General features: G+C 69.3%; 13 protein-coding genes and 1 pseudogene. 13 read left to right on the top strand and 1 reads right to left on the bottom strand.

Going from position 1 to position 9,886, the window contains the following annotated elements:
* The 7 genes and pseudogenes from AC27VN_RS21945 to AC27VN_RS21975 form a co-directional block, all read left to right on the top strand.
* Window positions 1-266, top strand: a pseudogene (locus AC27VN_RS21945) (tripartite tricarboxylate transporter substrate binding protein); the annotation flags it as partial.
* Between the two features lie 31 nt (window positions 267-297).
* A complete protein-coding gene (locus tag AC27VN_RS21950) occupies window positions 298-483 on the top strand; it encodes a hypothetical protein (RefSeq protein WP_057593617.1) in 186 nt (61 codons plus the stop codon).
* A 48-nt stretch (window positions 484-531) separates the two neighbouring features.
* Window positions 532-1,215 carry a hypothetical protein gene (locus tag AC27VN_RS21955; RefSeq protein WP_490877888.1) on the top strand — a complete coding sequence of 228 codons (684 nt, stop codon included), beginning with the start codon at window positions 532-534 and terminating at the stop codon, window positions 1,213-1,215.
* An 18-nt stretch (window positions 1,216-1,233) separates the two neighbouring features.
* Complete coding sequence (locus AC27VN_RS21960) at window positions 1,234-1,482, top strand: hypothetical protein (RefSeq protein ID WP_490877889.1); 249 nt, start codon at window positions 1,234-1,236, stop codon at window positions 1,480-1,482.
* A gap of 17 nt (window positions 1,483-1,499) precedes the next feature.
* Complete coding sequence (locus tag AC27VN_RS21965; protein WP_093356104.1) at window positions 1,500-1,685, top strand: hypothetical protein; 186 nt, start codon at window positions 1,500-1,502, stop codon at window positions 1,683-1,685.
* 32 nt (window positions 1,686-1,717) lie between these two features.
* Window positions 1,718-2,179: a YiiD C-terminal domain-containing protein gene (locus tag AC27VN_RS21970; RefSeq protein WP_490877890.1), complete on the top strand. Its 462-nt coding sequence runs from the start codon at window positions 1,718-1,720 to the stop codon at window positions 2,177-2,179.
* A gap of 8 nt (window positions 2,180-2,187) precedes the next feature.
* On the top strand, window positions 2,188-2,925 hold the full coding sequence (locus AC27VN_RS21975; RefSeq protein WP_490877891.1) for an IclR family transcriptional regulator: 738 nt from the start codon (window positions 2,188-2,190) through the stop codon (window positions 2,923-2,925).
* Between the two features lie 9 nt (window positions 2,926-2,934).
* Here the strand turns inward: AC27VN_RS21975 and AC27VN_RS21980 are convergent, their stop codons facing one another.
* Window positions 2,935-3,831, bottom strand: coding sequence for an HpcH/HpaI aldolase/citrate lyase family protein (locus AC27VN_RS21980; RefSeq protein WP_490877892.1), 897 nt, complete (start codon window positions 3,829-3,831; stop codon window positions 2,935-2,937).
* A 147-nt stretch (window positions 3,832-3,978) separates the two neighbouring features.
* Between AC27VN_RS21980 and AC27VN_RS21985 the strand changes: the two genes are divergently transcribed.
* The 6 genes from AC27VN_RS21985 to AC27VN_RS22010 are packed head-to-tail and all read left to right on the top strand — an operon-like array spanning window position 3,979 to window position 9,754.
* A complete protein-coding gene (locus tag AC27VN_RS21985) occupies window positions 3,979-5,349 on the top strand; it encodes an MmgE/PrpD family protein (protein WP_490877893.1) in 1,371 nt (456 codons plus the stop codon).
* Window positions 5,346-5,846, top strand: a complete 501-nt coding sequence (locus AC27VN_RS21990) for a MaoC family dehydratase (RefSeq protein ID WP_490877894.1) — start codon at window positions 5,346-5,348, stop codon at window positions 5,844-5,846. The genes AC27VN_RS21985 and AC27VN_RS21990 overlap by 4 nt, the downstream gene beginning before the upstream one ends.
* A gap of 4 nt (window positions 5,847-5,850) precedes the next feature.
* Entirely contained in the window at window positions 5,851-7,086 is a 1,236-nt protein-coding gene (locus AC27VN_RS21995; protein WP_490877895.1) for an acyl-CoA dehydrogenase family protein, read from the top strand.
* Window positions 7,083-7,574 (top strand): MaoC family dehydratase, encoded by a 492-nt coding sequence (locus tag AC27VN_RS22000; RefSeq protein WP_203201675.1) that lies wholly within the window; start codon window positions 7,083-7,085, stop codon window positions 7,572-7,574. The genes AC27VN_RS21995 and AC27VN_RS22000 overlap by 4 nt, the downstream gene beginning before the upstream one ends.
* The gene (locus AC27VN_RS22005) at window positions 7,571-8,815 is read left to right on the top strand and encodes a CaiB/BaiF CoA transferase family protein (protein WP_093356086.1); all 1,245 of its coding nucleotides are present in this window, start codon (window positions 7,571-7,573) and stop codon (window positions 8,813-8,815) included. The genes AC27VN_RS22000 and AC27VN_RS22005 overlap by 4 nt, the downstream gene beginning before the upstream one ends.
* A 27-nt stretch (window positions 8,816-8,842) precedes the next feature.
* Complete coding sequence (locus tag AC27VN_RS22010) at window positions 8,843-9,754, top strand: HpcH/HpaI aldolase/citrate lyase family protein (protein ID WP_261216515.1); 912 nt, start codon at window positions 8,843-8,845, stop codon at window positions 9,752-9,754.
* Window positions 9,755-9,886: the final 132 nt, after the last annotated feature.

Here is a 9,886-nt window from a genome sequence, read left to right on the forward strand (position 1 = left end):
CCGCGCGCGAACAGGGCGTGGACCTCGTGTGGCCCACCGTGCGCGGCCTCTACATCAGCGCCGACGTGCCCGACACCGCGCTGCGCGCCTGGACCACCGCTTTCGAGGAGGCCATGGCCGCGCCCGGCTATGCTGCGCTGCGCGAGCGGCATGGGCTCTATCCCTTCGCGCTCACGGGGGCCGCGCTCGATGCCTATGTGCGGGAACGCATCCAGGCGTATCGGCAGCAGGCGGACGCACTGGGGCTGCGGCGGTGGAATCCTTGAGACGGATCGCGAACGGCAACGGCGACACGAGATGAAGCGCTACTTTCATTCGAAGCTCGACGCGGCCTTGCAGCTGCTCGAAACGCTCATCGGCTTCGGCCTGGTGTCCGGCGCCGCGGTGGCCGCGGCGCTGGGGCAATTCATCCTCGGCGGGATCCTGGCGGCGCTGGCGATCGGGGTGTTCCTGCGCTTCAAGCGGGGGCGGGTGCGCAAGTAGATGCATCGACCCCTGTTTTCCCGGCCAGGTCTCGCGGCGAATCGGTCGATGCCGTATCGCATCGCGGCGGCCCTGAGCCTCGTCCTGCTGCACTCGATCTCCGTCGCCGCGCCACGCCTGTTCGACGTTCCGCTGGCATCCGTCACGCCGGCCCTGCTGGCCGAAGCCGCCAATCACTATGTGGCGCTGGGCGAAACGGAAGCCATGAAGGAACTTGGAGAACTGGCCCGGTCGAGTTCCCCACTCGCTCGCGGTTTTTTCGATGGCAACGACATCCGGATCGGCTGGTTGTGCCGGATTCTTTTCGAACCCGGTCGCGGTTCTCCGTCCTCGAGGCCACCCGGATTCGGTGGACTGACCGATTTTCCCGAGCGGAACATGCGCCCCGACCACTGGCCGCTCTTTCCGCTGGCGCGCTCCGGCACGAGCCATTTCGTCCTCGGCCACTCCTACCTGATCGGAGGCCTGCCGGAATTCGCATCCCAGTACCTCGACTACTCGCGGCAGCATGGCACTTTCAGACAGAGGCCCTTGCCCGTTCCTACGCGCGAACAGGCCATCAAGGATGCCTTGGCGCTGCGCGCTTCCACGGAATGGCAATCCCTGCGATGGAAGGACAGCGGCGAAGGATGGTCGTACACGCTCAGCGAAACCAGTGCATGGCACGCCGTTCTGGACCAGGCGATCGCCATCGAGGAACAGCCGCACGCACCTGCAACACGGCGACCCTGAACAGCCGACGGCTTTGCCATGCTCGACACACTGATCTTTCTCGCCGGACTCCTGAACGCCGCCAGCCTCTGGCGTTCCTGCGTCTGCCTGCTCCCGGGCTTCGCGCTGGGCGTCTGGCTCTGGCAGATCGGTGACGCCCCATTCGGACCCGGATGGCTCTGGGCCGTCCTGGCCGTGCTGTCGAGTGCCGCGCTGAGCATCGCCTGGGAGCTCCGCGCCGCCCGCCGAGCCCGGAGAATGCAGCGTCCCCGGCCGGTTCCAGAATGATCGGCGGACCCAAGCACATGCTCGAAGCCCTGATCTCCCCCACCTCCTGCGTCGGCGCAGCGGCAGGCCTGCTCGTCGGCCTCGCGGTCCACTGGTTCGCACCGGCCGACATCGACACCGTGCAGCTCGGTGCCTGGCTCGTGGGCATCGGCTGGGCCGCGGGCCTGGCGTGGGACCTCATGCACACGCACCGGCCGAAGTAGCACGACACACACATTCCAAAGAGACCACCGCGTTGAACCCCGCAGACCTGGAGCACTACCTCCACGACCATATCCCGCTCTCGAAGGCCATGGCCGTGTCCGTCGCCTCGGTGGCAGCGCATGAAGTGGTGCTGCGCGCACCGCTCGCGCCCAACATCAACCACCGCGACACCGTGTTCGGCGGCAGCGCCTCGGCGGTCGCGATCCTCGCGGCCTGGTCGCTGCTCAACACGCGGCTGACGGCCGAGGGCCTAGCCAGCCGGCTCGTGATCCAGCGCAACACCATGGCCTATGAGCTGCCGATCGAGGGCGACTTCATCGCGCGCTCGGCCTTCGACGAACCCGCGCAGTGGCTGCCGTTCGCGCGCATGCTGGCGCGCAAGGGCAAGGCCCGTATCTCGGTGTCGTCGCAGCTCGAATACGGCGGGCAGGTCGTGGGGCGGCTGACGGGCGAATTCGTGGCGCTTCGGCCGCCGCCGGAGCAAGCCGCGTAGCACCCGCCATGCAGAACACCCTCGTGAAATCCGCGGTGCGGGTCTTCGAACTGCTCGAGCTGTTCGAGGCCGAGCAGCGGCCGCTGCGCGTGGCGGAGATCGTGCAGAAGCTGGGCGCGCCGCAATCGAGCGTCTCGATGCTGCTCAAGACCCTGGCCAGCCAGGGCTACATGGAGTACGAGCGCGCGACGCGCAGCTACTGCCCGTCGGTGCGGGTCGCGTTCCTCTGCGAGTGGGCCACGCACATGCCGGGCCAGCGCGAGACGATCCACGACACGCTGCGCCGCCTGGCCAGCGAGACCGGCGAGTCGGTGCTGCTCGGGCGCAAGAGCGGCCTCTCGATGCAGTACATCTCGGTGATCCAGTCGCAGCACGCGCTGCGCTTCTCGCCCTCGCCGGGCGTGAAGCGGCCCATGCACCACGCCGCCATCGGCATCATGCTGCTGAGCGAGATGAAGGACGAGCAGATCGAGCTGCTGCTGCGGCGCTACAACGCCGAGCGCGGCAAGAGCGGCCCGATCGCGCGGATCGCGCAGACCCTGCGCGCGGTCGAGCAGGCGCGCGAACAGGGCTGGTACGAATCGGCCAATCTCGCGACCTCGGGCGCGGGCGTGATAGCCACCCTGATCCCCACCAAGATCCGCGGCCAGCGGCTCGCGATCGGGATCGGTGCGCCGGTCGATCGGCTGCACCAGCGGCGCAAGCAACTGCTGCCCGCGCTGCTGGCCGCCGCCGGCAACTGTTGAGCGCGGCGCTCAGCGGCCTTGGCCGCGCGCCTCGATCGCCGCCTGCATCGCCAGCAGACGCTGCGCCTGCGCGAGATGCAGCCGCTCGACCATCCGGCCCTCGAGGTTGATGACGCCCGCGCCGGCATGCCGGGGCAGCTCGAAGGCCGCGACGATCGCCCGCGCCTGCGCGAGCGCCGCCGCCGAAGGAGAGAAGGCCGCGTTCGCCGGCGCGATCTGCGACGGATGGATCAGCGTCTTGCCATCGAAGGCCATGCGCGCCGACTGCAGGGCTTCCGTATCGAAGCCCGCTGTGTCGGCGAAGTCGTTCCAGACGCCGTCGAGCACGCAGACGCCGTGCCGCTTCGCGCTCAATACGACACCCATGAGCCAGGGCATCAGGTAGCGCCGCCCATCGCCCGCGAACACGCCGGTTTCCTTCGCGAGGTCGTTGGTGCCGACCACGAGGGCCTCGAGCCGCGGCCGCGCGCCGAGGCCGGCGCGCACGATGTCGTCGAGCGCCGCGAGCGCGTCGGCCGTCTCGACCATCAGCCATAGCCGCAGTTCAGCGCCGAGACCATGGCGCAGCGCCGCCTCCGACAGGAAGCGCACGTCGTTCGCGCTGCCGATCTTGGGCACCAGCAGCGCATCGGGGCGACAGCGCGCCACGATGCGCATGTCGGCATCGAAGTCCGCGCTGCCGATGGCGTTGATGCGCACCACCCTGTACTGCGGCCCGGGCCGTCCGGCTTCGAAGACCTGCAGCAGGTGGCCACGCGCCGCCTCCTTCATCTCGGGAGCGACGGCATCTTCGAGGTCGAAGACGACGGCATCGGCATCGAGGCCGCCGACCTTGGCGAGGGCGCGTGGATTGGAGGCCGGAACGTAGAGCGCCGAGCGGCGCGGTGGGTGCTGAAGTGCATTCATGGGCGTGCAGTCTGCCGCTTCGCTCGCGTGCCCTCCATCGCATATGTGATGGTTCTCGCGCGTCCTCAACCATCACATCCATGATGCTTTTCGCCGACGCACGCCCGGATACTTCAGCGAACGAGACAACCAGACGGCAGGAAGAAGATGAGCGAAACGCACACCGGCGGAACGAAGGACGTGGAGGCCACGCGGCTGCTGGCCGAATGGATCGGCGGCGGCGCGCAGCAGGCGATCACGCCGCTGGCGCTCGAATGGGCGCGGCACGTGATGCTCGACTGGCTCGCCGTGACCATCGCGGGCAGCAGCGAACCGCTGGTGCGGATGCTCGCGGAAGAATACGGTGGCGGCGACGGCGAAGCCTCCTCGCTGATCGCGAGCGGCCGCCGTGCGCGGCCGGTCGATGCGGCGCTGATCAACGGCGCCGCCGGCCATGCGCTCGACTTCGACGACGTGGCCTCGCGCATGTTCGGACATCCCAGCGTGCCGGTGGTGCCCGCGGCGCTGGCACTGGCACAGGCGCGCGGCGCTTCCGGCCTCGCGCTGCTGCGCGCCGTGGTGGTCGGCCACGAGATCGAGAGCCGCGTCGGCGAGATGGTGGGCCCGAGCCACTACCGCCACGGCTTCCATGCGACCGGCACCGTCGGCACGCTGGGCGCCGCGGCGGCCTGTGCCCAGCTGCAAGGGCTCGACCCGTCGCGGACCGCGCATGCGCTGGGCCTCGCGGCCACCCAGGCCGCCGGTCTCAAGTCGATGTTCGGCACCATGGCCAAGCCGCTGCACGCGGGCAAGGCCGCGATGAACGGGCTGATGGCCGCGCAGCTCGCGGCGCGCGGCTTCACCGCGAACGAACAGGCGATCGAGGGTGCTCAGGGCTTCGCGCGCACGCTGGCGCCGGAGCTCAACCCCTTCCCCGCCACCATCGACACCACGTCCGGCTTCGCGATCGAGCGCACGCTGTTCAAGTACCACGCTGCCTGCTACCTCACGCACTCGTCGATCGAGGCCATCCGCGAACTGCGCGCGCGCCACGGCGTCGGCCTCGACGACCTGGAAACGATGACGCTGACGGTCTCGGGCGAAGGCAACCACCGCGGCGTCTGCGACATCGAAGCCCCGGCGACCGGGCTCGAAGTCAAGTTCTCGATCCGCCACCTGGCCGCGCTGGCGCTGGACGGCGCCGACACCGCCGCGCTCGGTCTCTACACCGACGAGACGGCAAGCGATCCGCGCTGGCGCCAGGCGCGCGAACGCGTGACGCTCGAGGTCGCCGACACGCAGCAGCGCGACACCGCGACCGCCACCCTGCGCACGCGCGACGGCCGGGTGCTGAGCGCGCAGGCCAACGTCGCCATTCCCGCCACCGACCTCGGTGCGCAATGGCAACGCCTGCATGCCAAGACGCGCGCGATCGCCGAGCCGGTGATCGGGGCCGCGCGCTTCGAGCGGTTGGTGCACGCGGTCGCGGCACTCCCCACCTCCCCCCACCTCCACTCCCTGATCGAAGCGATTCAATGACGCCCAACGACATCACGGTCCAACGCCTGAAGGCCGAGGCCAGGCCCAGGACACGCGGCAACCGGTACGAGGATTTCGACATCGGCCGCCGCTTCGCGCACCACTGGGGCCGCACGGTCACGGCCGCGGACAACACGCTGTTCTCCACGCTGACGCTGCACTACAACCCGCACTACACCAACGAGGCCTTCGCCCAGGCGCATGGCCACCCGACCACGCCGGTCAATCCGCTGCTGGTGTTCAACACGGTGTTCGGCCTGTCGGTGGAAGACCTGTCCGAGGGCGGCGGCCCCTTCCTCGGCGTGGACGAGCTCAGCTACCTGCTGCCCGTCTATCCGGGCGACACGCTCCAGGCCCGCTCCGAGGTGGTGGCCGCGCGCCTGGCGAGCAACCGCCCGGGCTACGGCATCGTCACCTGGCACACGCGCGGCAACAACCAACGCGGCGAGGAGGTCATCGCCTTCAAGCGCACGAACCTGGTCAAAACGAGGAACTGAAACGATGTCGGAAGATGGTCTGGGCTACATGACGCAAGAGCGTCGCATGATCCGCGACGCGGCGCGCGAATTCACGATGAAGGAGGTGCTGCCGGTCGCCAACAGGCTCGACGGCCCGGAGGGCGAGATCCCGATGGAACTGCGCCAGAAGATCGCCGACATGGGCTACTTCGGGATCATGATTCCCGAGCAGTACGGCGGCCTCGGTCTCGGCTATTTCGAGTACTGCCTGATCTGCGAGGAACTCGCGCGCGGCTGGATGTCGGTCGCCTCGATCGTCGCGCGCGCCCAGGGCGGCTGGATCAAGGCCGCCATGCCCGAGGAGATGCGCGCCAGGTACCTGCCGCGCGTGGTGCGCGGCGAGTTCCTCAACGCCAGCGCGCTGTCCGAGCCCGACACCGGCTCCGACCTGGCCTCGATCTCCTGCCGCGCGGTGCGCGACGGCGACGAGTGGGTGATCACCGGCAACAAGTACTGGTGCACCTTCGCGGACGGCGCCGACTACATCACGCTGTTCGCGCGCACCGCGCCGCCGCCCAACGCCGACAAGCGCTGGCTCGGCATCTCCTGCTTCCTGATCGAGAAGGAACGCGGCAGCTTTCCGAAGGGCATGACCGGCGCGCCGATCCCCAAGATCGGCTACTTCGGCTGGAAGACCTTCGAGCTCGCGCTCGACGGCCTGCGCGTGCCGGCGGACTGCCTGATCGGCGAGGAAGGCAAGGCCTTCCACCTGATGACCAAGGGCCTGGAAGGCGCGCGCGCCCACACGGCCGCGCGTGCCATCGGGCTGGCCCAGGGTGCGCTCGAGGACGCCATCGCCTACGCGGGCGAACGCAAGCAGTTCGGCATGCCGATCGCCGAGTACCAGGCGATCCGCTTCAAGATCGCCACCATGGCGACCGAGATCGAGGCGGCGCGCCAGCTCATGCACTTCGTCTGCAGCGAGATCGACAGCGGCCGGCGCTGCGACAAGGAAGCCTCGATGGCGAAGTACTTCGCCTCCGAGATGGCCGAGCGCGTGACCTCCGAGGCGATGCAGATCTTCGGCGGCGCGGGCTACACCAGGCTGTTCCCGGTCGAACGCTACTGGCGCGACGCGCGGCTCACGAAGATCTTCGAGGGCACCTCGGAGATCCAGCAGCGCATCATCGCGACCAGCCTGCTGGGCAAGTCGGAGGTCGAGGCCATGATCGCCGGGCGCGCCTTCGCGGCCGTGACGCAGAAAGGCGGCGCGGCATGAGAAGCGCCGAACTCACCAGCGCCGACAACTACTTCGAGGACTTCGAGGTCGGCCTGCTGCTGCGCCACCACCGCGGCAAGACCGTGACCGAAATGGACAACGTGTTGCTCACCAACCTGGTGATGAACACCGCCGAGGGCCATTTCAACGAGGACGCGATGAAGAAGCAGGATGCGCGCGGCATCTTCGCGCAGCGCGTGGTGTTCGGCGGCATCAACCTGTCGATGGTGCTCGGGCTCGCGGCCCAGGACACGGCCGAGCAATGCCTGCAGGAACTGGCGCTCGACAGGATCCGCCTGTCGCACCCGGTGTTCCATGGCGACACCCTCTATGCCTACAGCGAAGTGCTGGAAGCGCGCGCGGCCGACCGCGACGACGCCGGCATCGTGCGCTTCCGGCACTACGGCCTGAACCAGGACGACAAGCTCTGCGTCGAGGCCGAGCGCACCGTGCTGCTCAAGCGCAAGAGCCATTGGGCGGGCCGGTGACGCAGGCTGCCCCCGCCGCCACCGGCGCGCTCGACGGCCTGGTCGTGCTCGACCTCACGCGCATGCTGGCCGGCCCCTACGCCACCATGATGCTGGCCGACCAGGGCGCACGCGTGGTGAAGATCGAGCCGCCCGGTGGCGACCCCACGCGCCGGACCGGCCCGCACCTGCCCGGCGCACTGACCATCGCCGAAGGCGGCTTCGGTGGCTACTTCGCCTCGATCAACCGCAACAAGCAGTCGCTCGCGCTCGACCTCAAGCAGCCCGCCGGCAAGGCCGCGCTGCTGCGCATGGTGCGCGGTGCCGACGTGCTGGTCGAGAACTACCGCTGCGGCGTGATGGAACGGCTGGGCCTGGGCTACGAGGCGCTGATCGCCGAGAACCCGCGACTGGTGTATGCCGCGATGCGCGGCTTCGGCGACCCGCGCAGCGGCCGCAGCCCCTACGCCGATTGGCCGGCCTACGACCCGGTAGCGCAGGCGATGGGCGGCATCATGGGCATCACCGGCCCGGTGCCCGCGGGTGCGCCGACCAAGATCGGCCCGGGCGTCGGCGACCTGGTGCCCGCGACCTTCCTCGCCTTCGGCATCGCCTCGGCCTGCTGGCGCGCGCAGCGCACCGGGCGCGGCCAGTTCGTCGACGTGTCGATGGTCGATGCGGTGCTGGCGATCTGCGAGCGGCTGGTCTACCAGTACAGCGCCTCGCACGAGTCGCCGGGCCCCGAGGGCAACGGCCACCCGCTGCTGTGCCCCTTCGGACTGTTCCCCGCGAAGGACGGCCACGTGAGCCTCGGCGTGCCCAACGACCGCTTCTGGGTGCCGCTGGTGCAACGCATGGGCCGGCCCGAGCTCGCGAGCGATCCGCGCTACGCGAGCAACGAGGCGCGCATGGCGCACCGCGCCGAGGTCGAGGCCCTGGTCGGCGAATGGACCGCGCGCCACACCAAGGCCGAGCTGTCGTCGCTGCTCGGCGCGGAGATTCCGTTCGGCCCGGTGTTCGATGCGCAGGACATCTTCGAGGACGCGCATTTCCGCGCGCGCGGGATGCTGGTGGAGACCGAGCAGCCGGGCGCCGCGCGCGCGCTGACCGTGGCCGGCACGCCCGTCCACATGAGCGACACGCCCGGCGGCGTGCACCGACGCGCGCCGCTCACCGGCGAGCACAGCGACGCGGTGCTCCAGGGCTTCGGCTTCGCGCCGGCCGAGATCGCGGCGCTGCGCGCCGACCACGTCATCCACTGAAACCACTGCCTGAAGGAAACGAGTTCCATGCAAGAACGACCCCAGAGACTGCGCCGCTGCCAGCTGTCCGTGCCCGGCTCGAGCGAGAAGATGATGCAGAAAGCCGCCGGCATGGACGTCGACTTCGTCTTCCTCGATCTCGAGGATGCGGTCGCGCCGTCGGAGAAACGTCCCGCGCGCGCGAAGATCGTGCACGCGCTCAACGGCCTCGACTGGGGCCGCACCACGCGCTGCGTGCGCATCAACGACCTGACGACCGAGTACGCCTACGAGGACATCATCGAGGTGGTCGAGGGCGCGCGCGAGAACCTCGACGTGATCATGCTGCCCAAGGCGATGAGCGCGGCCGACGTGCAGTTCGTCGACAAGCTGCTGTCGATGATGGAGAAGAAGCTGGGCCTCAAGAAGCGCATCGGCATCGACGTGCTGATCGAGGAGGTCGAGGCCATGATGCGGGTCGAGGAGATCGCGGCCTCCACGCCGCGGCTCGAGTGCCTGATCTTCGGCATGGGCGACTACTCGGCGAGCCAGGGCATCTCGCTGCGCGACATCGGCGGCGCCAGCGGCTACCCCGGCGACATCTGGCACTACCAGCGCCACAAGCTGACCATTGCCGCGCGCGCGCACCGCATCGATGCCGTCGACGGCCCCTTCGCCGACTTCAGGGACCCCGACGCCTTCCGCGAGGAATGCCGGCGCTCGATGATCCTCGGCATGGTCGGCAAGTGGGCCATCCATCCCTCGCAGGTCGCGCTCGCGCAGGAAGCCTTCTCGCCGCCGGCCGCCGACGTGGCGCGCGCGCGCGACATGATCCAGGCCTACGACCAGGCCCTCGCGCAGGGCCTCGGCGCCGTGCAGTACGACGGAAAGATGATCGACATCGCGTCGGTGCGCATCGTGCGCAACCTGGTCGAGCGGGCCGACCGCATCGGCATGTAGGCGCGCGTGCCCGTGGACGCGCTGCCGCCGGCAGCCGCGTCACCTGAAGCGACCCGAAGGAGACAAAGCAATGCAACGAGACAAGATCGAACCGTCCCTGCCCCTGGATGCCGCCCGCCGGCGGCAGCTGCT

It is taken from the genome of Variovorax sp. 20P10.2.4, assembly GCF_058244205.1.